This window comes from Flagellimonas meridianipacifica, from assembly GCF_003001695.1.
Taxonomy (GTDB): Bacteria; Bacteroidota; Bacteroidia; order Flavobacteriales; family Flavobacteriaceae; genus Flagellimonas; species Flagellimonas meridianipacifica.
In genome coordinates this window covers 1,237,280-1,259,893 of the sequence record NZ_PVYX01000001.1, presented here as the reverse complement: position 1 = coordinate 1,259,893, position 22,614 = coordinate 1,237,280, and the positions used below count along the sequence as shown (strand labels likewise).

Here is a 22,614-nt window from a genome sequence, read left to right as displayed (position 1 = left end):
TGAAAGCGATCCTGTATCTTCAATCACGTTTCAAAAATCATCAACACTAGAGAAAATGAAAAGATTTTTCATAACCCAACTCCTATTCGTATTTGCCTATTTTCAAATCGCCTCGGGGCATGCCCAAACCGAAACTAAATTAATGCAACAACCTGCCCTCAGCGATACACAAATTGCTTTTGTCTACGCTGAAGACCTATGGATTGCCAATCGTGATGGTTCCAATCCTAAGCGTCTTACCATTGATGAAGGCATTGAATCCAACCCTATTTTTTCGCCCGATGGGAGCATGATTGCCTTTAATGCTGAGTATGATGGCAATGTTGATGTATATATAGTTCCATCTACAGGAGGAATTCCAAAAAGATTGACCTGGCATCCATATCGAGATTTGATTCGAGATTTTTCGCCTGATGGGAAAAGCATACTTTTCGCATCCCGTAGAAATTCCCATACGAATCGATACTTTCAACTATATACTGTTTCAATAGATGGCGGGGCCACTTCCCAATTGGAAATTCCCAATGCATTTTGGGCTTCGTATTCAGATGATGGACAGCATATTGCGTATACCACCATCTTTGATGCTTTTAGACAATGGAAGCATTACCGCGGTGGAAGTGCTTCAAGAATTTGGGTATACAATACCAGCGACCATAAAGTAGTTGAAATCCCAAAGCCTGATGGAGGGAGTAACGATACCCAACCGCAATGGGCTGGTAATAATGTGGTTTTTAGGAGCGACCGCGATGGTGAGTTCAACCTGTTCAGCTATAATATTTCTACTAAAGCGGTAAAAAAGCATACGGATTTTAAAGACTTCCCTGTTATTAATGCCAAGGTTTACAAAAACTCGGTTATTTATGAGCATGCCGGAACTCTGCACATCTACGATATTGCTTCAGGAAACGATAAAAAATTAACCATCAATATTGCCACCGACCTATTGGAACTGCGAGAGCGCTTTGTATCTGGCTCACAATATGTAAGGTCAGGAAACATTTCACCGTCCGGAGCTAGGGTGGTTTTGGATTTCCGTGGGGATATTGTTACCGTGCCTGCAAAAAAAGGTGATCCCAAAAACATTACCGAGACCCCTGGAGTACACGAAAAATTTCCTTCATGGTCCCCCGATGGAAAATCTATCGCCTATTTTTCAGATGCATCGGGTGAGTACGCTATGCACATCCAAAATGTTTCAAGTGGAACCACTAAGAAAGTAGACATGACGGGAACTGGGTTTTATGGAAATATTCACTGGTCTCCCGATAGTAAAAAAGTAAGCTATGTAGATAATGGAAGAAATTTGTACGTAACCACAATAGCCACATCCAAAACCGTTAAAATAGACCAAGACGATTTATTCATTCCCGGAGATTTAAGGGAAAAATTCAGTGATTGGTCTTTCGATTCCAATTGGATTGCCTACACTAAAATCACGAACACCCAATTTGAAAAAGCATTTCTTTACTCACTATCTGAAAACAAGTCCTATGAACTAACGGACGGCCTATCAGATGTGGTAGAACCCACTTTTGATCCTAGCGGTAAGTATATTTATTTATTGGCTTCAACCGATGCCGGCCCCGTGGTAAATTGGTTTGACCAATCCAATATTGATAAGGAATCTACATATTCCATGTACGCTATTACCCTTCAAAAAGAGGTGGTTTCGCCATTGAAGAGAGAAAATGATGAGGAAAATGGAGAAGAAAAGAAGGAGGAACCTGCAAAAGAAAATTCTTCCAAAAAAGGTAAAAAAGATACGCCCACACCCAAGATTCTAAAAGTTGATTGGGCTGGTATTCAAAATAGAATGATTGCTTTACCCATCGATGCTGGTGATTATAGTGAATTAAATTCCGTAAAAGAGGGAGAGGTATACTATATAACTTCAGATGATTCAGGATCCTATTTAAGTAAGTTCAGTTTTGAAGAAAGAAAAGAAGAAGAGCTTTTTGAAACGGACTACTATGAAGTTGCTAGTGGTGGAAAGAAGATGTTCTATAATAGTGGCGGAGCTTGGTTTGTATCGGATATAGGTAAAAAGTCAGAAAACGGCCCTTTGAACTTAGATGCCATATCCATCAAAATAAATCCTAAGGAGGAATGGAAAAATATATTCAATGAAGCATGGCGGGTAAATCGAGATTACTTCTATGATCCAGGTATGCATGGTGCAGATTGGAATGCTATGAAGACCAAATATGAGCCCTTTGTCGCCCATGCTTCTTGTAAAGATGATCTTTACAGGGTCATGCGCTGGATGTTCAGCGAATTGGCAGTAGGACACCACCGTTTCGGAAGCGACGGAGATGCATTGAACGATCCAAAAAGTATTCCAGGCGGACTTTTAGGGGCTGACTATATAATCAAGAACAATCGCTATCAAATCAGTAAAATTTATGGTGGATTAAACTGGACTCCAGATTTAAGGTCTCCATTGACAGAACCAGGTGTTGGGGTTTCTGAAGGTGACTATATCATTTCTGTAAATGGCAAAAACGTTTCAGGCACTGACAACATTTACAGCTTTTTTGAAAATACAGCCAATACCCTGGTCGACCTAGAAGTAAGTTCAAACCCAGATGGAAGCAATGCAAAAAGCTATCAAGTCACTCCACTACGAACGGAATGGGCCATTCGAAATCGGGATTGGGTGGAAGGAAATATGAAGAAGGTGCACGAAGCGACCGACGGTCAAGTAGCTTATGTATATGTTCCCAATACCGCAGGTGCGGGGTTCGAATACTTTAAGCGCTATTTCTTTCCTCAGGCCAATAAAAAAGCCATAATCATTGATGAGCGCTTCAATGGAGGTGGATTGTTGGCGGATTATTACATCGATATTCTAAAGCGGCCTTTACAAGCACATTGGAATTTTAGATATGGAAAAGATTTAAAATCGCCCAGTGCGTCAATTCAAGGACCTAAAGTGATGATTATTGATGAAACCGCAGGTTCTGGTGGGGATTATCTACCATGGATGTTCCGTCGGTTCGAAATGGGAACTCTTGTAGGCAAGCGCACTTGGGGTGGACTGGTAGGAATTCTAGGGTATCCTGAATTCATTGATGGAGGTGTGGTTACCGCACCCAATCTTGCTTTCTACTCTGAAAAAGGGTTTAGGGTAGAAAATGAAGGTGTTGCTCCGGATGTGGATGTGGAGCAACTTCCTGAATTGGTCATTAAAGGCCATGATCCCCAATTGGAAAAAGCCATTGAAATTATTATGAAGCAGTTAGACGAAAATCCACCTAAAAATGTCGTGACTCCTGCTTATCCGATTCGAGTTAAAAAGTAAGTTCAACCTTTACGTGTTTGCTAGTGGATTTTACCAACAAAACCGTGCTTGTTACCGGTGGTTCTAGAGGAATAGGAAAAGCCACCGCGATTGCCTTTGCCCAAAAAGGAGCCAAGGTTGGTATTAATTTCAGAAGCAATGTTAAAGAGGCTCAGAAAACTCTTGCCGAGTTACAAGGTGAGGGGCATCAAATCTTTCAAAAAGACATTTCCCAAAAAGAGAATTGTGAAGAATTGATTGATGATTTTGTTAAGGCTTTTGGACAAATCGATATACTGGTAAACAACGCGGGGATTTCTATTTTTCATGAAATCGATAAGGTAGACTTTGACCATTGGACCCATGCATGGGAAGAAACCTTCAGGACCAATCTTTTTGCAGTAGCCAACATGAGTTACTGGGCCTCCCAGTCTATGATTAAAACAGGAGGAGGTAGAATTGTTAATGTTTCTTCGCGAGGGTCTTTTCGAGGCGAACCCACTAAGCCGGCCTATGGGGCAAGCAAGGCTGCATTAAATGCCATGAGCCAATCTTTGGCAAAAAAATTAGCGCCTTACAATATTTATATTGGTGTCGTAGCACCGGGGTTTACAGAAACCGAAATGGCTGCGGTAACCTTAACACCTGCTGAACGGGAAAACTTGCTACGTGAATCCCCTTTTCAACGGATGGCACAACCCGAAGAAGTAGCGCATGCTATTTTGTTTTTGGCTTCGGAAGGGGCCGAATACACTTCGGGGACCATTATAGATGTCAATGGAGCTTCTTATCTTCGTCAATAATCCAACCAAATGAATACCGTCCCACATAGCGAAAATCAGCTCCATCAAAACTCAGGTATGTTCAAGCGCTTTGAAAAATACCTTGGAGAATTCGTTTATGGAGGCATTGACGGGTGTGTAACCACTTTTGCCGTAGTTGCAGGTTCTGTGGGTGCTGGATTGGACAGTTCTATCATCATTATTCTGGGTTTCGCGAACCTGTTAGCAGATGGTTTTGCAATGTCAGTAGGCGCTTATCTCTCCACAAAATCAGAACAGGACAATTACAATAAACATAAGCAGGTGGAATATTGGGAGATTGAAAATCTTCCTGATGTTGAAAAAGAGGAAATCAAGGAGATTTATGCGGCCAAAGGATTTGAAGGAGAGTTATTGGACAAGGTGGTAGAGGTGATTACCAATGATAGGGAGATTTGGGTAAATACCATGATGAAAGAAGAACTGGAAATGGTAAAAGAAGACCGTTCCCCATTTTGGATTGGGGCGACCACCTATATTTCCTTCATTTTGATAGGCCTAATTCCTCTAGTTATTTACGTGGTGGATTATGTTTCGCCTTTGGACAAAAACCTGTTCTTGATTGCATCCGTTTTAACCGGCCTTGGATTTATTATTGTTGGTTGGTTAAAGACCTATGTGAATCAGACGTCTATAATCAAGGGTATTTTGGAGACTTTGGTATTGGGCGGAATTGCCGCGGTTGTCTCCTATTTTGTCGGAGACTTTCTAGAACAATTGATAGCCGTCTAAATACATTCCCAAAATGAAAACGGCTACGATAGCACAATTAAAAAAAGAACTGCAATACAGGTCGGACGATGAGATTCTTCAGCTCTGCTTGCGTTTAGCCCGATTCAAAAAAGAAAACAAGGAATTACTTACCTATCTGCTTTTTGAAGCGGACAACGAAGCAGGATATATTGAACATGTGAAATCTGAAATGGATGAACAGTTCTCTTTAATCAATACCAACAGTTTTTTCTACATCAAAAAAAGTGTTCGAAAGATTCTAAGGACACTTAAAAAGTTCATTCGCTATTCTGGTAACAAAGAAACCGAGGTGGAACTCCTGATATATTTCTGCGAAAAGCTAAAGGACTTTCAGCCTTCCATCCGAAGGAATGTCACCTTGATGAATCTCTATGAAAGACAATTGCTTTTTATAGAGAAAAAGATAGCCGCCCTTCACGAAGACCTACAATACGATTTTGGCTTGCTGCTCGAAGAGTTACGCGCTTAAAACCGTATTGGTTCTTTCTTGGCAAAATCTTCTGCGCTAATCGTTTTCCCGTTAATGGTGGTAGTATCCCAATCTTGGGTAATCTTCCACTCCCCTTTTTGTTTTTGGATTACGATATGAAATTGTCCATAACTGTAGTTGGTCTTGCCAGCTTCATCCATAAATCCAATGCGGTAAAAGCCTACTTCGTAGGAAGCAGCACCATTGGTATGACGACTATCAAACCAGAAATCCAAAGCAATGGAAATACCATCGGCTTTGTTTTGTTCAAAACGTTTCAGATTTGCTTCCTTAAATGCATTCTGAGTATCAATTCCTTGAGGAGTTACCCGCAGTACTTCTTCGGCATAGGTTGCATTTAGCGCTTCACCATCTAAAGCTTCAAAGGCTTGTTGAAATGGTTTCCAAACAGATTCATCGATTTCTTTTTGAAAATCAGCTACCGTTTGTGCCTGTAATTGAACTCCCAAAAGCAGGAGTAGGAGGTATAATAGTCTTTTCATGGTATAAAGGTAGTTATCATTACCCCAACCCCACATCCAAGGTCATCATAATAATAAATCCGCCAATGAACCCAAGAGTGGCAATGTCAGTATACTTATCCCTTTGTGTTTCTGGAATTACTTCTTCTACCACCACAAAAATCATGGCACCGGCAGCGAATGACAGCGCATAGGGTAATAAGGGTTCAAAAGTGAGTACGGCCCAAGCTCCCAATACTCCAGCAATCGGTTCCACAATAGCGGATGCCTGTCCGTACAACCAACTCTTCCAACGGCTCAATCCATGTCTACGCAAAGGCATAGCCACTGCAAACCCTTCTGGAAAGTTCTGTAATCCTATCCCCAGTGCCAAGGCCACGGCACCACCAATACTGGCACCATCAAAACCTGCGGCCACTCCACCAAAAAGAACGCCAACGGCCAAACCTTCAGGAATGTTGTGCAATGTAATTGCCAAAGTAAGCAAGGTCGTTCTACGCCAAGGCGTTTTTACCCCTTCGGCTTCTTCTTCACGAAAGTTAATATGTAGGTGGGGGAGTATCTTATCCAAACCAAAAATAAAGGCCGCACCCAGCAGGAATCCGATGGCCGCAGGAATCACTTTAGTAAAACCTTCTCCGGGACTCATTTCAATTCCAGGTGCCAATAGACTCCAGAAGCTTGCTGCTACCATTACCCCTCCAGTAAAACCTAGCATTCCATCCAATAAAGCCCGATTTGCGCTTTTAAAGAAAAAGACCAATCCAGCGCCAACCGCCGTAAGGCCCCAAGTGAAAAGCGTGGCGTACAAAGCCGCCAGAATTGGATTGATACTTTCAAAATAGTTGATTATTTGTTCCATTAGTTTTGCTTTTTCACATAAAGATTGGATGCAATCTGATGTGATATGTTCAATTTTTTGTTGTTTATTAAAATGGAAAGCGACTGGTCAAAGTCCTCAATGTCCAGCACTTTTATGGTGTTTCCCAACGCAATTTGGTTCTTGTCAAGAAACTTTAAAAAAGGGGTAGAAGTATCTTTTACACCTACACAAACCCCTATACTCTGTTTGGGCATATCGCTCAAAAGTTGTTTGTCCCGTTCCAAAAACTCACCATCCTTGCTGGGAATGGGGTCACCATGAGGGTCGTATTTGGGGTAACCCAGCAAGGCATCAATTTGGTCAATTAGCTTTTCACTTTTTATATGTTCCAACTGTTCGGCAACTTCATGGACCTCATCCCAGGTAAAATCCAATTTTTCAACCAAGAACACTTCCCAAAGTCGATGTTTTCGAATGATGGAAAGCGCCACTTTTACACCTAACTCAGTTAACGTAACACCCTGATACCTTTTATAATGCAGCAATCCTTTCTCCGCAAGTTTTTTGGACATATCAGTAACAGAAGAAGGTTTCGTTGCCATCTGTTCGGCAATGGCATTGGTGGAGATGAGGGTAGATGTATTTCCACCCAGATGGAAGATAATCTTTATATAATTCTCCTCGGAACGAGTCATACAAAGTTTTTTCAAAAATACATTTTTATTTGTCAAAACCAATTTTTAGATTTGTCTAAAAATTTATTTAAATATTTCTTTTTTTCTCTTTGCGACTTAGTTGCATTTACATACTTTTGTTTGGTCTAATTCTAAATAATTAATCCTTGAAACATCTCGTCTTTTTTCTTGTGGCAATGTCATGCACCTTTTTATCCGCACAAACGGTTACCATTTCAGGGACGGTATCATCCAATGGAGAACCCATACCGTTTGTAAGTGTTTTCGTGAAAGGCAAAAACATTGGTACGACCACAGATGTAGATGGCACTTATCAACTTCAAATTGCTGAGGGTGAAATCATCTTGGTTGCCCAATCACAAGGGTACCGTTCCCAAAATAAAGAACTGACCATTTCTCAACGTTCATCTCTGACCGTTGATTTCACATTAATTGAGGATGTTTTAGGATTGGACGAGGTGGTAATCAGTGCCACTCGAAACCGTGTGGAACGTAGAAGTGCTCCTGTGGTGGTCTCCTCTTTAAAACCACGATTACTCACGGCCACCCAATCTATTACCGTAGCCGAGGGACTTAATTTTGCTCCAGGAGTTCGTGTAGAGACCAACTGCCAAAACTGTGGTTTTACACAGGTAAGATTAAATGGCTTGGATGGTGCCTACACCCAAATACTTTTGAATAGCCGACCCATTTTCACTTCTCTTTTGGGGGTTTATGGTTTGGAGCAGATTCCTACTAATATTATTGAACGTGTAGAGGTGGTTCGTAGTGGTGGTTCCGCACTTTACGGGTCCAATGCCATCGCGGGAACCGTAAACATAATTACCAAAGACCCTATTTTAAACACCTGGGAAATAGGAAGCAACCTCGCCATTATTGATGGTGACGCCCTTGACCGAATCGTTAATTTCAACAGTTCCATTGTTGCTGATGATCTTAATAGTGGTGTTACGCTTTTTGGTACTTATCGAAACCGACAAGCATATGATGCCAATGATGATGGATTTACGGAACTGGTGGAACTACGCAATACTACAGTTGGAGCAAAGGCCTTTTTAAAACCGACGGATAGGAGTCGTATTTCCGTGAACTTAAACGCCATTCGAGAATATCGAAGAGGAGGAGACCGATTGGAGCTGGCTCCCCAATTTACCGATATTACAGAAGAATTGGACCATGATACCTTTATTGGTGGCGCAGATTATGAAATAAGTAGCAAAGATGGCACACAACAAACGCAGGTTTATACTTCGGCCTCCTATACCAATCGCGATAGTTTTTACGGAGGACTGGGCGGTGGAAGAACCAGACAAGACAGTTTGTTGGCCAATAATGCTTTTGGCACCACCAAAGATTTGGCTTGGGTCAATGGTCTACAAATAACCAAGACGTTTCAAAATAATGATGTGCTCACTGCAGGAGCAGAGTTTAACTATAGCACTACGGAAGACCAAATACCTGGATATAATAGACTCGTAGACCAAAATGTAAACACCTTGGGGGGTTATGCCCAATACGAATGGAAACCTTCGGATACATTTTCCGCTTTATTGGGAGCCCGTTTGGATAATGTCAATGTAATCGGAGATTATTCTGTGGGAGGTATTGAAAGGGACTTGGACCTAAACCAAACTGCGCTCTCACCGAGAATTACTTTATCCTACAAACTCACGGAGGAGTTGCGTCTTCGAGGAGGCTATGCTAGAGGTTTTCGGGCCCCACAAACTTTTAATGAAGACCTTCATATTTCCAGTGTAGGCGGTGAACCGCAATTCGTCATCTTATCAGAGGACTTGGATACTGAATTTTCAAATGCATTTACAGGTTCATTGAATTATTCCAAAACCAAGAATCTATTACAATTTGATTTCCTATTGGAAGGATTTTACACCAGTTTGGAAGACCCTTTCACTTTGGTGAGTACCGGTGCGGTTTTAGAAAATGGTTCAATTATAGAGGAAGTAAGAAACGGTGAAGGAGCTCGTGTTTATGGCTCTAATTTTGAGTTAGGGCTATCTCCAAATCCAGAATGGCGTTTTCAATTGGGTGGTACTTTACAGCAAACCGAATGGGATGAACCTCAACTATTATTTGAAAGTGACGGAACACCCGGAGAAAATGATATCGTTATCGATGAATTCGTTCGCGTGCCCAATTTTTATGGCTATTTGAACACCACATGGATTCCCAATGAAAAGTTTAATATAGATGTTACGGGAACCTATACGGGTAATATGACCGTTCCAAGAGTAATCAGTGATAATGGATTTTTGGAGCTAAACGATTCAGGTTCATTTTTTGATATGAACATTAAGTTGGAAACCCATTTCGATTTTAGTGACTCTTTTATGGGTACGGTCTCTGGCGGAGTGACTAATATTTTTAATAGCTTTCAGGATGATTTTGATATAGGTCCAGGACGGGATTCTGATTATATCTATGGTCCTGATGCCCCTCGTGCCTTCTTTTTTGGCCTAAAATTTGGAAAGCTTCATTGATAAATGTTGTAGTTTGAAATACACAATATCACATATGAAAAAAACTTTTCTTCCCTTTGGGACACTGTTTTTTTTGATTACGCTTTTGTCTCCTCTTGAAGCTGTAGCACAAGAAGAGGAAATTCAATGGCTCAGTTTTGAACAATTGGAAGACTCCCTAGCAATAAAACCAAAAAAAGTCTTCATTGATTTTTATGCAGACTGGTGCGCTTATTGTAAGAAAATGGACAAAGCAGCATTTAAGGATAAAAAGGCAATTTCTTTGCTCAATTCGGAGTATTATGCCGTTAAGATGAATGCCGAGACTACAGAAACCATTGCTTTTGGTGGTGATATCTATACAAATAAAGAAGTTGGCAAAAAAAGAAATCCTACACATCAAATTCCCCTACTCCTGGCCTCTCGAGAAAACCGTCCTTTTTCGCTCCCAGCCATAATAGTCTTCAATGAAAGATTTGAGATTATTGCGCGATATTTTGAGTATCTGTCTCCCAAAAAGTTGAATGGAATCCTTAGCAGTCAGTAATAAAACGCTATTTCCAGGTCAATCCAATAAAGAAACCCGAAGCACATTATGAAAACTGATATTGAAAATCGTATTGGGCGGATTAATGGTTGCTTCGAAAAGTACCGATTTTGTACCATAATCAACCTCAATTACTTTTCCCGCTGGAACTCCCCCACTAACCGAAGAACCTGGTGTAAACAAAACGGAGTTTTTATCCGATAAATAGCTGACCTTCGAAACAATTCGCGCATAGGTTTCAGAACCGCGTTCCTTACCGTAGGACCAAACCTGTTTTATGGTTTTATTCTGTTCATCAATTTCGTACTCTACTGCCCTACTGTACGGGCCAGCGTTGATATAATTTCTATTATCCCCATTATCAAAAATCATAAGGTTGCCATTAGGCATCAATATTGGGGAATGTTGGTACCATGACCATTCAAAATCCGGATGGTTTACGGTTCCATCCAGAACATCCAAATCCGTAATAGGTTGGTCATTTGCATCCAGCGGGGTCAATAAAAACTGGGCTAAATCAGTTCCGTCACCAGAAGTATTCCAATCCCTGTGTGGGGCCAAAATATAACTGACCTCATTTTGTTGATTTAATTTAACTACTCCCTGTGTTCTACCCGACACAATTATCTCATCATCTTCAGCACTGTACTCAAGCGCGTTGGCATGAAACCAGTCCTCATTAAGGTCGGCTAAATCTGTGGGCCATCCCCTACGTGAGTTATCCAAGGAGTTGTTTAAATCCCATGTATTTATGAACTCTCCCGTGGCCCTATCTATTTCAATGACCACATCTTCAACAGTCGACTTACTCGCGTCGTTAATCGTTACCAAGAGGTTCCCGTCAGGTTTTTCTATAACATGATGATGAAAACCGTTCCCCTGCAAACTCCACGAATCCACAATCCTTCCAAAAAGGTCTATTTCGTAAATGGACCGGGTGGCGGCGTTTCCAAACAAAAAGTTCCCATTGCGAAGTTGGGTCATTCCATTATCAAAAAACAAATCTGAAAGCTCTGGGTGACTTGTAAAATTCAAATACCATCGAATATCTCCAAACTGGTCGAAAATGAAAGGGCGTTGGGGTCTAAAATTTTGACTAAACCCAAAATAATTAACCAGATTGAACTCCAGTTCTGAGGTATTTGTGGGAACATCAATGGAAATTTGCGGCATATCGGCAATCAACGGAGGGGTTTCCACGGTTACCTCCCGATTTTCCAAAACAACTCCGGAGCCGTCAAATAAAGTCAGTTCCAACGTATTGTTGTAATTGGCATATAGTCCAAATACTTCAAGTTCAAAAGATGTTGCTGTTCCTGGGAAACTTCTAGTAATATTTGAGGTGCTACCCTCACGGCCCACAACAGTTATTTCAACAGAAACCGCTTCTAAGGTTTCCAAATCGATCAAAGCATTCAAAGGAGCATATCCCGTTGGGTTCAATCGCACATTAATGGACCTAATTACGTCTGAATCCAAATCAGGATTTGTGTCTCCTGAAGTGTCGTCATCGGAACATGCGTAAAACAAAAAAAACAATAAGGTAAGTAGTCCTACATTTCTTAATCCCATAAGCTGATTTTTCCTTTAATTTACTCATTTTTAAGCAAAAAGAAGTGGATTAAGACTCCTCAAATCCACATTTAACTTTAGCTTCTTTAATTCGTATTTTTGAGCAATGTCCCATTACGACTATATCATCATAGGTGCAGGTGCTTCCGGATTGCTTTTGGCAGATGCTTTAGGGTCTGATGATTTTTTTGCTTCCAAATCCATTTTGGTTATAGATAAAGAGGTAAAGACCAAAAATGACCGTACCTGGTGTTTTTGGGAGACTGGAGATGGCATCTTTGACCATCTACTTGAAAAAAGTTGGTCCAAAATTTACTTCGCGGGTGACAAGCTATGTTTATCCACCTCCATTGCGCCCTATTCTTATAAGATGATACGCGCCATGGATTTTTATTCCCATTATAACAAACAAATACAGAAGCATCCCAACATCACTAGAACTACAGATGAAGTCACCGCTGTAAATGAACTTAAAAACGGTATGGAGGTAGTGGGCAAGGACAAAAAATATGCTTGTGAGAAGGTTTTTAACAGCATTTTCTCTTATGAATCCTTATATGACCAGAAAAAATATCCTGTGCTTCAGCAACATTTTATTGGTTGGTTTATAAAGACTCAAAAACCTGTTTTTAAGGTTGATGAGGCAACTTTTATGGATTTTTCCATTCCACAAAAAGGTAATACACGTTTTATGTATGTACTTCCTTTTTCCGAAACTGAAGCGTTGTTTGAATACACTTTGTTTTCCGAACATTTGCTCAAAAAGGAAGAATATGAAGATGCCATTGTGGCCTATTTGGATGAGCATTACAAGGATGTGCTTTACACTATAACAGAAAAAGAGCAGGGAAGTATTCCCATGACCGCTTATCCTTTTCATAAGAAGAACACGGATTCACATATGTATATTGGTATTGCAGGTGGCTGGGCCAAACCCAGTACGGGATTCACCTTTTATTCAACCAGCAAAAAAGTAAAAAAGCTTACGGCCCATCTAAGGCGGAATAAGCCTTTGTCCCGTTTTTACAAAAAGGACAAGTTCTTGTTTTACGATATGCTTTTGTTGGATGTTTTAGCGAAAAACAATCATTTGGGACAATCTATCTTCGAGTCTCTTTTCAAGAAAAGACCGGCAAGTTTAATTCTTAAATTTCTGGACAATGAAACCACTATTTGGGAAGACATTCGCATGATGGCTGCTCCTAAACCAATACCATTTATAAGGGCCCTATTGGCGCGTATTTTTTAGATGGTGCGGTCCATAAGCTGTTTCCCAAACTCTTTTAGGAGCATTTTGTTTTCTTCCGGTGCCGAAATTTTTTCCAAACTCTCAAACGCACTGTCCGTGTAATTTTCTATTTCCTTTTTGAGAAATGCAACCGAACCCGTTTTCTGGAAAATCTCTTTCGTTCTCTTGATTTTCGCTTCGGGATCTTCCGGTTTTTCTGAAAATAGTCTTTCCAATTCCATTTTATCATCCGATGAGGCAAATTCAAGAGCCTTCAAGTACAATATTGTTTTTTTGTTCTCGATAATATCCCCTCCTACTTGCTTCCCAAAGGTTTTAGGGTCTCCAAAAGCATCCAAATAGTCATCTTGTAACTGGAAAGCGATACCCAAACTTCTTCCAAACTCATATATGGCATCAGCATCCGAATGTGATGCATTTGCAATGATAGCACCCATTTTTAAGGATGCAGCAACCAAAACCGCTGTTTTGTATTCTATCATTTTAAGATACTCCGGAATAGCAACATCATTTCTTATCTCGAAATCCACATCGTATTGTTGCCCTTCACAAACCTCTATCGCAGTCTTGCTAAACAAGGAAACGAGCTTTTTAAACATATCAGGTTCATAACCTTCAAAAAACTGATACGATTTTATGAGCATAGCATCACCAGAAAGTATTCCGGTATTGATGTTCCACTTTTCGTGCACCGTGACTTTCCCCCTTCGTAAAGGGGCATCATCCATAATATCATCATGAACCAAGGAAAAGTTATGGAAAACCTCTATGGCCAATGCCGCATCCAAGGCATCTTCAATCTTACCATTAAAAACATCTACTGCCATTAAGGTCAATACGGGTCGCATCCGCTTTCCGCCCAGTCCCAGAATATATGAAATGGGTTCGTAGAGGGTTTCTGGCGCTTTTGTGGTGAACCGCGCGTCCAAGTGAGCCAATACTTTATCTCTAAATTCACCTATTTTCTTTTGCTCAGTCATTCTTCAAAAATACAAGCTAGGAAGTACAAGAAACCTAAGAATTGAAAAAAGTTTATTCCAAAACGCAATAGTTTTGAGAACCTTCGTCTTTATAGATAGAAGATTTGAACAATCAACCAATGTCATCTCCGCAAGAAAGCGATCAAAATAGGTTAACCACTTTTTTCAACGAAGAATATCATTCGTTGAGAGCTTACGTAAGGTCCAGGGTTGAGGATTCAACCGATCGGGATGCTGAGGATATTGTTCAGGATGTGGCGGTGAGCATATTTTCAAGGCCTGTGGATGCAACACCAATTTCCAACGTTGCAGGTTTTGTGTACAATGCGGTCAGAAATCGAATTATCGATTTGATGCGCTCAAAGAAAACAAATACATATACAAGTGATGATATGGAACATCGTTGGCAAGAGTTTGCAGAATTGTTCTACGACAAGGCGGACAATTCTTATACACCAGAGCTTGAAAAGGCTTTGCGAGATGCTATACGGGAGCTTAAACCAGAATATAAGGATATTATTATTGCTGTGGATTTTGAAGGTTACACATATCGGGAAATAACCATGCAAACCAATATTTCTTCAGGAACACTTATGTCAAGAAGACACAGAGCATTATCAATTCTGGCCAAAACCTTGGAAAAACAAAAAAATAATTTTTAAAAATATTGAAATGGAAGCTGAAACAAAGTACGAAATGGAAGTCAAAAAATATGTAAAAAAAGGATTTAAGGTATTCTTTATGATCCTTATTGCAATCCTATTTGCCTTTTTAATAGGATTTGTGATTATGTGGCTATGGAACTGGCTGATGCCCACAATATTCGGTCTTACCACTATTGGTTATTGGCAAGCAATAGGTTTGTTGGTGCTGGCAAAAATATTGTTCGGAATGGGTAACCATTCTTCAAAAGGAAAGAGCATGAAAAAAGAACGCAAGCGTAAAATGGAAGATTGGTGCAAATCCAGAAAGGAATTTGCCGACTGGAAACATTATGACAATTTCTGGAAAGAAGAAGGTGAAAAAGCCTACACAGCTTATGTTGAGCGAATTGAAAATGAAAGTAAAAATGAACAAGAATAGGAAAAGTAACATCATTAAAGAACGATATGGCAATCGCTCCAGAGTATTTTTCTGGAGTTCAAGGTCAAAAAAAACAACTCAGTCCAAAAAAGATTCTCCCATTCGTCAATTTATAGTTGGTTGGTCGCGGTAAAACAATAGATGCGATAACGTTAAAAAAATGTAAAACTTTGGAAACTTTTTTTGTTTCTATAGTTTCCAGATTACATTTGACCCCTCAAATGAGAGAGCAAATTTTACATAAAGCAACGGAACTTTTTCTCAATCTGGGATTTAAAAGTGTTACTATGGATGATTTAGCCCAAGAAATGGGTATCTCCAAAAAGACCATTTATTCCCATTTTGACAATAAAACCAAATTGGTGGAAGAGACAACCATGGATTTGTTTTGGTTTATCTCAAATGGTATTGATGAGATAGTGGCGCTTAAAAAAAACCCTATCGAAGAATTGTACGAGATAAAGCGATTTGCCATGCATCACTTAAAAGGTGAAAAATCTTCGCCGCAGTATCAATTGCAAAAGTACTATCCGAAACTTCATGATTCACTGAAGAAAAAACAATTCGAGATGATGCAAGACTGTGTATTGGACAACATCAAAAGAGGTGTTGAAATGGGTATTTATCGAGCTAACCTCAATGTAGAGTTTGTGGCTCGAATCTACTTTAGCGGGGTAATCAGTATTAAGGACAACGATTTATTTCCTATGACCATTTTCTCCAACACCCAATTAGAGGATGACTTTTTGGAATATCATTTAAGAGGAGTAGTGACTCCCAAAGGAAGAAAAATATTAAACTCAATCATCAATTCAAACCAAGAATAAATGCGAACAATCATTATCAGTCTTATTTTAAGTCTGCCATTCCTTTTATCAAGTCAGGAAAAACCAAATACTTTCTCGTTGGATGAAGCCATAGCTTATGCCTTAGAGCATAACTACAGCGCAATAAATGCAGAAAGGGATATCGTTGATGCCCAAAAGCAAAAATGGGAAACCATTGCGGATGGGCTTCCACAGATTTCTGGTACGGTTAGTTATCAAAACCAGTTGATACAACCCATAAACCAGTTCCCTTCAATTCTTGTTCCACCGGAGTTTTTACCTCCTGGGGTAGTACAGGATCCAGATGTTTTTGTTCCCATAATTTTCGCGCCGCCGCAAACCGCAACCGCTACTGCTACCTTAACCCAACAAATTTTTGATGGTTCTTATATAGTAGGTGTACAGGCAACTAAGGCTTTTTTGAGCTTTAGCCAAAATAATAAGGAAAAGACGGCTCTAGATGTTAGGAAATCTGTAGTTGAAGCTTATGGCAACGTGCTATTGGCACAGGAAAGTGTTCTAATTTCAGAACGCAACATGGCGACTTTGGAAAAGAATCTTTATGAAACCAAACGTATCTATGAAAATGGCCTGGGGGATGAAGAAAGTGTAGATCAACTACAAATCACCCTGTCCTCTGTGGAGAACCAATTGAAAAATGCTAAAAGATTGGAAAAGATTACTCTTCAGATGCTTAACCTTATGATGGGGCTGCCTATAGAAAATCCTACCGAGCTTTCAGAAAGTTTGGAAGATTTAACCCAAAAACAGATTACACCAACCATTTTGGATACCGAATTCAACATTGAAAACAACGTAGACTATAAGTTGGCCCTTAATTTGAACGAGCAACGGTTCTACGAACTTAAATTGGCCAAGAGCAGGGCTTTGCCTACACTCAATGCTTTTGTGAACTATGGTGCAAATTCCTTTAGTGATAGTTTTAACTTTTTGGACCGAGGACAACAGTGGTTTGAAAATTCCATACTTGGTTTCGACCTTGATATCCCAATCTTTAGTTCATTAAAAAGGAGTGCAAGTACCCAACGAGCCAAAATTGCACTGGAAAAAGCAAAAACTGAACTAATGGAGGCTGAAGAACAGATCAGACTCCAACTGGAAAGCGCCAAGAGCGATTATATTCTCTCCATTGAGGAATATGACACTTCCAAGGAGAATTTAAAGCTAGCCGAACGTATTGAAAACAAAAATCAGATAAAGTATACCGAAGGCTTGGCTACCAGTTTTGAGTTGCGGCAGGCCCAAACCCAATTGTATTCCACCCAACAAGAATTTTTACAGTCCATGGTGGATGTCATCAATAGGAAAACAGAATTGGAAACCATAATTAATAAATGATCAAAAAACAAAACCATACAATCATGAAAAGAATATCCCTATTAGTTCTTACAGCAATCACCCTCTATTCATGTGGCGGTGGTGGTGGAACAGATTTACAAACTGTACTTGATGGTAAGGATTTAACTGCCATTCGCGAAAAGAGAAACGAAATTGCCTCTCAGCAAAAAGAATTGGAAATGGACATCTACAAGCTGGATTCCGTTATTGCCCTTCTTGATGATAGTGCAAAGTTACCTCTGGTGACCACAATTGAGGCAAAAACGGAAAACTTTGACCATTATCTTGAGCTTCAGGGCGATGTGACAACGAAACAAAATGTTCTTATCTATCCTGAAATTTCTGGAACCTTGTATAGGGTGTATGTCAAAGAAGGACAGAAAGTCTCAAAAGGTCAGTTACTGGCTTCCATTGACGACGGTGGATTGTCGAGCCAATTGGCACAAATGAAGACACAAGCCGCTTTGGCCAAAACTACATTTGACCGTCAAAAAAGACTATGGGAGCAAAATATAGGTTCTGAAATTCAATACTTGGAAGCAAAAACAGCTTACGAAGCTCAAGAAAGTGTAGTGAACCAAATGCAAAGCCAGGTGGCAAAATCATCGATAAGAGCACCTTTCTCTGGAATCATTGATGATGTAATCAAAGACCAAGGCACTGTGGTAAGTCCCGGTGCAGGTTCTGAGGTTTTCAGAATTGTGAACCTTTCAAACATGTACATTCAAGTAGATGTTCCCGAAAGTCATTTGCCCAATGTTACCCCAGGAAAAAACGTACGGGTATATTTTCCAGTAACTGGCGACAGTGTTACCACCAAAGTTAGACAGACAGGCAACTTTATTAAACCGGGCAACCGTTCGTTTACAGCGGAGATTCCCGTACCTAGCAAAAATGGTAAAATAAAGCCCAACCTTACGGCCAAGGTGATGATCAATGATTATACCAATGAATCTGCTATCTTGATTCCACAAAGCATTGTTTCTGAAAATGCGGAAGGTGAGCAATATGTGTATCTCGTGGGTTCAGATTCAACTTCTTCGGATGCTATTGCCAAGAAAGCGGTTATCAAAACTGGAAAGACCCAAGGAGACTTGGTTGAAGTGATATCGGGAATTGAAAATGGAGATGGTGTTATTGATGAAGGTGCCCGAAGTGTGAAGGATGGACAAAAAGTAAAAATCCTAACTGTAGAATAGTCAAAACTTAGCATTATGGATGAGAAAAAGAAAAAAGTAAACAAGGAGTTTAGACTGGCTTCCTGGGCTATTGACAACAAGACGACGATGTATGTTCTGATTGCCGTTATCCTCTTTTTGGGAGGTTCGGCCTATTTCAGCATGCCCCGTGAGAATTTCCCTGAAATCAAGGAAACGAAAATCTATATCAGTTCGCTTTATCCAGGGAACACTGCTGAGGATATTGAAAAATTGATTACCGACCCCTTGGAAGACGAGCTGAAAACGGTGAGCAACGTCATAGAAATTACCTCTACATCACAAGAGGACTATTCCATGATTATTGTAGAGTTCGATGAGAGCATTTCCGTTGAAGCTGCCAAGCAAAAAGTAAAAGATGAGGTGGACTCCCAAACTGCAGGAGAAGACTGGCCCACTTTTAATGGAGCTAAGGTGGAACCAACGGTTTTCGATTTGAGTATGTCCGAAGAAATTCCCATCCTGAACATCAACATCTCGGGGGATTATCCAGTGGAAAAACTCAAAGAATATGGGGAATACCTAGAAGATGAAATTGAAAGTCTGCAGGAAATCAAGCAAGTGGATATCCGTGGTGCCCAAGAAAAAGAAGTAGAGGTTGCAGTGGATATCTATAAAATGATGGCCGCAAAGGTTAGTTTTGACGATGTTATCAATACGATTAGCAGGGAAAACATGACCACTTCTGCAGGGAACTTGATTACTAGTGGCCAACGTAGAACGATTCGTATTGTTGGCGAAATTGATGAGCCCAACGAGCTGGAAAACTTTGTGGTAAAATCTGAAAATAACGAACCTATTTATTTGAAAGATATTGCACAGGTATCTTTCAAGGAAGAGGACAAGACCACCTACGCCAGAGAGTTTGGACATCCCGTAGTGATGCTGGACGTTAAAAAACGAGCTGGTAAAAACATGGTGGCCGCAGCAGAGCAAATTCAAGTTATGGTTGAAGATGCCAGACAAAATGTATTTCCGCAAGACCTTCAAATAACTATAGCCAATGACCAATCTTCCAAGACCATTGGACAAGTTGATGATTTGGTGAACAATATCATCTTTGGTATTATCCTAGTTGTAACGGTATTGATGTTCTTCTTAGGGTTCAAAAATGCCCTGTTTGTAGGTTTCGCAATCCCCATGTCCATGTTCATGTCGTTAATGATTTTGAGCACTTTGGGCTACACCATGAATACCATGATTCTTTTTGGTCTGATTATGGGATTAGGTATGTTGGTGGATAATGGTATTGTGGTTGTCGAAAACGTATATCGTTTGATGGACAAAGAGGGTATGTCCCGAATAGAAGCAGCTAAAAAAGGTATCGGGGAAATCGCATTTCCTATCATTATATCTACCTTGACTACTGTGGCGGCATTCGTACCTCTAGGCCTTTGGCCAGGAGTAATGGGTCAATTTATGATTTACTTCCCTGTAACGCTATCAGTAGTTCTAGGCTCATCCCTATTTGTTGCTATTTTCTTTAACTCTGTTCTGGTATCACGATACATGACCACGGAAGACAAGGATATGCCTCTGAAACAGATCATACGCATTACATCCATAGTTGGTGGAATTGGTTTGGTTATCATGATTGTAGGGGGAAGTTATAGAGCTTTGGGAAGCCTTATGGTATTGACCTCCATTCTTCTCTGGATTTATAGATTGTTCCTCAGGAATTGGGCGAACAGTTTCCAAAACAGAATTCTTCCGAAATGGGAAAGGTTTTACGAAAAGACATTGCGCAGGGCTTTGGCCGGGAGAAGACCCATATTCATTGCAATCGGGACCTTTGCTCTATTATTCCTAGCTTTTATGGGCTTTGGGGCATCCGTAGGAAGTCAGCGTACTAAGGTTGAGTTCTTCCCTGACAACACACCCAACCAGATTATCGTCTATATCGAATATCCAGAAGGTACGGACATCAAAAAGACAGATGCCATTACCAAAGATGTTGAGAAGCGAGTGTATGATATTATCAATGAAGAAGCATATCTGCATGGAGATTTCAATTTCCTAACGGAAAGTGCTGTATCACAGGTGGGTGAAGGAGCAGGAAATCCTCAAACAGATGGAGGTTCTTCCGCAGAAATGCCTCATCGAGGTAAAATTACCGCTACCATGCGGGAGTACAAGTTCAGAGAGGGAGCGGACAGTAATGAACTACTTAAAAAAGTTCAAGAGGCTCTTAAAGACATCTATCCAGGGGTTGCCATTTCAGTGGAAAAGGATGCGGTTGGTCCTCCTGCAGGATACCCTATCAATATAGAATTGGAAGGGGACGACTATTCAGAGCTTATTGTTTCCGCGGAAAAGATGAGGAACTTCATCAATTCCAAAAACATTCCCGGTATTGATGAGCTAAAGATTGATGTAAACAAATCCAAACCTTCCATGCTTGTGGCGGTAGACCGTAAAAAAGCTGGAGAATTGGGTGTGGCAACGGGCCAAGTAGGTCAACAATTACGAAACTCCATTTTTGGAGCCAAGGCCGGCATTTACAAAGAGGATGGTGAAGACTATGATATTTATGTAAGATTCAATGAAGAAAACAGATATAACACCAGTGCTATTTTCAATCAAAGAATCACATTTAGGGATCAATCTTCTGGACAAATCAAAGAGGTTCCTGTCTCCGCCGTGGCCCAACAAGTGAACAGTTCTGGTTTTAGTGCTATTAAACATAGGGATGTAAAACGTGTTGTGACCGTTTATTCTGCATTAGCACCCGGATATACAGATGCTGGTGCGATTGTCAGTAAAATTCAGGATGAAATGGAAGGCTTTACCGAACTTCCTTCAAATATCAAGGTCGACTATACTGGACAAATTGAAGAACAGAACAAGCAAATGGCATTCTTGATGGGAGCTTTCTTTACAGGTCTTGGGTTGATTTTCTTTATCCTGATTTTCCAGTTCAACTCCATTTCCAAACCAGGTATTATCATGCTGGCCATCTTCTTAAGTTTGATAGGAGTTTTTGGAGGTATCGTAGCCACTGGAAGTGCATTCGTAATCATGATGACCATGATGGGAATCATTTCTTTGGCAGGTATCGTGGTGAACAACGGAGTGGTGTTGTTGGATTATACCCAACTTTTGATAGATCGTAAAAAGGTGGAATTGGAATTGGATGACGATGATCTGTTGGAACCAAATGATTTTATGGAAGCGGTTGTCAAAGGTGGTAAAGCTAGGCTTCGCCCGGTATTGTTGACGGCAATTACTACTATTTTAGGACTTATTCCATTAGCTACAGGATTCAATATCAATTTCTTTACACTGTTTAGTGAGTTTAATCCCAACATTTACTTTGGTGGAGATAACGTGATTTTTTGGGGACCCTTGGCCTGGACGGTAATTTACGGACTTTTCGTAGCCACATTCCTTACGCTTATTGTTGTACCAATCTTGTTCAGCATAGTGTATCGTGTTAAGGTTCGAATTAGAAAAAATAGAGTAAAGAAGGAAGAAACCAAAAAAGAGGTATTGGATATTGCCGCCTAATGCAACTAGTATCTATAACAAAAAAAGCCCGGCCAATTGGCCGGGCTTTTTTTAAGGACAAATAAGTTAAAAATCTACCGAAACAATTTCAGACTTGTTCCAGTTTTTTACACCAACAATTCGGTTGTCCAAATAATCCACTTCCTTCAAAATCTCACCTTCCCAAAAGAACCATTTCCCAGCTCTTTTTCCATTGTCGTATTTACCGGAAGCGATTTTCTTTCCATTATCCGTATACATAAACCATTGTCCATGCAACTTACCTTTCAACATATAGCCAGTTTGGGCTATGTTACCGTTTTCGTGAAAATATGTAGCCTTTACCATTTTTCCCACTTTTTCCAAAGTCGGTTCTGTGCTTTGAGCATACATACAGACCGAAAACACCATCATCAAGAGTAATATCGATTGCTTCATCTATATGGGTTTTAAATTATTTTCAGTATCAATAACGCTGTAAAAGTAGTTAT

General features: G+C 40.2%; 19 protein-coding genes. 13 read left to right on the top strand and 6 right to left on the bottom strand.

Going from position 1 to position 22,614, the window contains the following annotated elements:
* The first annotated feature begins 55 nt into the window (after positions 1–55).
* From CLV81_RS05650 to CLV81_RS05635, 4 genes are read left to right on the top strand one after another with little or no spacing between them, the layout of a single operon-like run.
* Positions 56–3,304 (top strand): S41 family peptidase, encoded by a 3,249-nt coding sequence (locus tag CLV81_RS05650; protein ID WP_106144063.1) that lies wholly within the window; start codon positions 56–58, stop codon positions 3,302–3,304.
* Positions 3,305–3,327: 23 nt separating this feature from the next.
* Positions 3,328–4,086 (top strand): SDR family NAD(P)-dependent oxidoreductase, encoded by a 759-nt coding sequence (locus CLV81_RS05645; RefSeq protein WP_106144062.1) that lies wholly within the window; start codon positions 3,328–3,330, stop codon positions 4,084–4,086.
* A gap of 9 nt (positions 4,087–4,095) precedes the next feature.
* Positions 4,096–4,836: a VIT1/CCC1 transporter family protein gene (locus tag CLV81_RS05640; RefSeq protein WP_106144061.1), complete on the top strand. Its 741-nt coding sequence runs from the start codon at positions 4,096–4,098 to the stop codon at positions 4,834–4,836.
* A gap of 13 nt (positions 4,837–4,849) precedes the next feature.
* Positions 4,850–5,326 carry a hypothetical protein gene (locus CLV81_RS05635; protein WP_106144060.1) on the top strand — a complete coding sequence of 159 codons (477 nt, stop codon included), beginning with the start codon at positions 4,850–4,852 and terminating at the stop codon, positions 5,324–5,326.
* On the opposite strand, the gene CLV81_RS05630 is transcribed toward CLV81_RS05635, so the two are convergent.
* From CLV81_RS05630 to CLV81_RS05620, 3 genes are read right to left on the bottom strand one after another with little or no spacing between them, the layout of a single operon-like run.
* On the bottom strand, positions 5,323–5,829 hold the full coding sequence (locus tag CLV81_RS05630; protein ID WP_158259075.1) for a DUF4440 domain-containing protein: 507 nt from the start codon (positions 5,827–5,829) through the stop codon (positions 5,323–5,325). The genes CLV81_RS05635 and CLV81_RS05630 overlap by 4 nt on opposite strands.
* Before the next feature lie 19 nt (positions 5,830–5,848).
* Entirely contained in the window at positions 5,849–6,670 is an 822-nt protein-coding gene (locus CLV81_RS05625) for a ZIP family metal transporter (protein ID WP_106144058.1), read from the bottom strand.
* Complete coding sequence (locus tag CLV81_RS05620) at positions 6,670–7,326, bottom strand: metal-dependent transcriptional regulator (protein ID WP_106144057.1); 657 nt, start codon at positions 7,324–7,326, stop codon at positions 6,670–6,672. The genes CLV81_RS05625 and CLV81_RS05620 overlap by 1 nt, the downstream gene beginning before the upstream one ends.
* Positions 7,327–7,472: 146 nt before the next feature.
* On the opposite strand from CLV81_RS05620, the gene CLV81_RS05615 reads away from it, so the two are divergent.
* Complete coding sequence (locus tag CLV81_RS05615) at positions 7,473–9,824, top strand: TonB-dependent receptor (RefSeq protein ID WP_245911930.1); 2,352 nt, start codon at positions 7,473–7,475, stop codon at positions 9,822–9,824.
* A gap of 34 nt (positions 9,825–9,858) precedes the next feature.
* Positions 9,859–10,350 carry a thioredoxin family protein gene (locus CLV81_RS05610; protein ID WP_106144055.1) on the top strand — a complete coding sequence of 164 codons (492 nt, stop codon included), beginning with the start codon at positions 9,859–9,861 and terminating at the stop codon, positions 10,348–10,350.
* Between the two features lie 18 nt (positions 10,351–10,368).
* Here the strand turns inward: CLV81_RS05610 and CLV81_RS05605 are convergent, their stop codons facing one another.
* Positions 10,369–11,922, bottom strand: a complete 1,554-nt coding sequence (locus tag CLV81_RS05605; protein ID WP_106144054.1) for an aryl-sulfate sulfotransferase — start codon at positions 11,920–11,922, stop codon at positions 10,369–10,371.
* A 106-nt stretch (positions 11,923–12,028) separates the two neighbouring features.
* Between CLV81_RS05605 and CLV81_RS05600 the strand changes: the two genes are divergently transcribed.
* A complete protein-coding gene (locus tag CLV81_RS05600) occupies positions 12,029–13,171 on the top strand; it encodes a lycopene cyclase family protein (RefSeq protein ID WP_106144053.1) in 1,143 nt (380 codons plus the stop codon).
* Here CLV81_RS05600 and CLV81_RS05595 read toward each other — a convergent pair.
* The gene (locus CLV81_RS05595; RefSeq protein WP_106144052.1) at positions 13,168–14,151 is read right to left on the bottom strand and encodes a polyprenyl synthetase family protein; all 984 of its coding nucleotides are present in this window, start codon (positions 14,149–14,151) and stop codon (positions 13,168–13,170) included. The genes CLV81_RS05600 and CLV81_RS05595 overlap by 4 nt on opposite strands.
* Positions 14,152–14,270: 119 nt before the next feature.
* Between CLV81_RS05595 and CLV81_RS05590 the strand changes: the two genes are divergently transcribed.
* The 6 genes from CLV81_RS05590 (at position 14,271) to CLV81_RS05565 (ending at position 22,144) form a co-directional block, all read left to right on the top strand.
* Positions 14,271–14,813 carry an RNA polymerase sigma factor gene (locus CLV81_RS05590; protein WP_106144051.1) on the top strand — a complete coding sequence of 181 codons (543 nt, stop codon included), beginning with the start codon at positions 14,271–14,273 and terminating at the stop codon, positions 14,811–14,813.
* Between the two features lie 10 nt (positions 14,814–14,823).
* On the top strand, positions 14,824–15,234 hold the full coding sequence (locus tag CLV81_RS05585) for an Asp23/Gls24 family envelope stress response protein (RefSeq protein ID WP_106144050.1): 411 nt from the start codon (positions 14,824–14,826) through the stop codon (positions 15,232–15,234).
* 221 nt (positions 15,235–15,455) lie between these two features.
* Entirely contained in the window at positions 15,456–16,061 is a 606-nt protein-coding gene (locus tag CLV81_RS05580) for a TetR/AcrR family transcriptional regulator (RefSeq protein WP_106144049.1), read from the top strand.
* Positions 16,062–17,420 (top strand): TolC family protein, encoded by a 1,359-nt coding sequence (locus tag CLV81_RS05575; RefSeq protein ID WP_106144048.1) that lies wholly within the window; start codon positions 16,062–16,064, stop codon positions 17,418–17,420.
* Positions 17,421–17,443: 23 nt separating this feature from the next.
* Complete coding sequence (locus CLV81_RS05570; RefSeq protein WP_106144919.1) at positions 17,444–18,619, top strand: efflux RND transporter periplasmic adaptor subunit; 1,176 nt, start codon at positions 17,444–17,446, stop codon at positions 18,617–18,619.
* A 15-nt stretch (positions 18,620–18,634) separates the two neighbouring features.
* Positions 18,635–22,144, top strand: coding sequence for an efflux RND transporter permease subunit (locus CLV81_RS05565; protein WP_106144047.1), 3,510 nt, complete (start codon positions 18,635–18,637; stop codon positions 22,142–22,144).
* A gap of 66 nt (positions 22,145–22,210) precedes the next feature.
* Here the strand turns inward: CLV81_RS05565 and CLV81_RS05560 are convergent, their stop codons facing one another.
* Entirely contained in the window at positions 22,211–22,561 is a 351-nt protein-coding gene (locus CLV81_RS05560) for a toxin-antitoxin system YwqK family antitoxin (protein ID WP_106144046.1), read from the bottom strand.
* Positions 22,562–22,614: the final 53 nt, after the last annotated feature.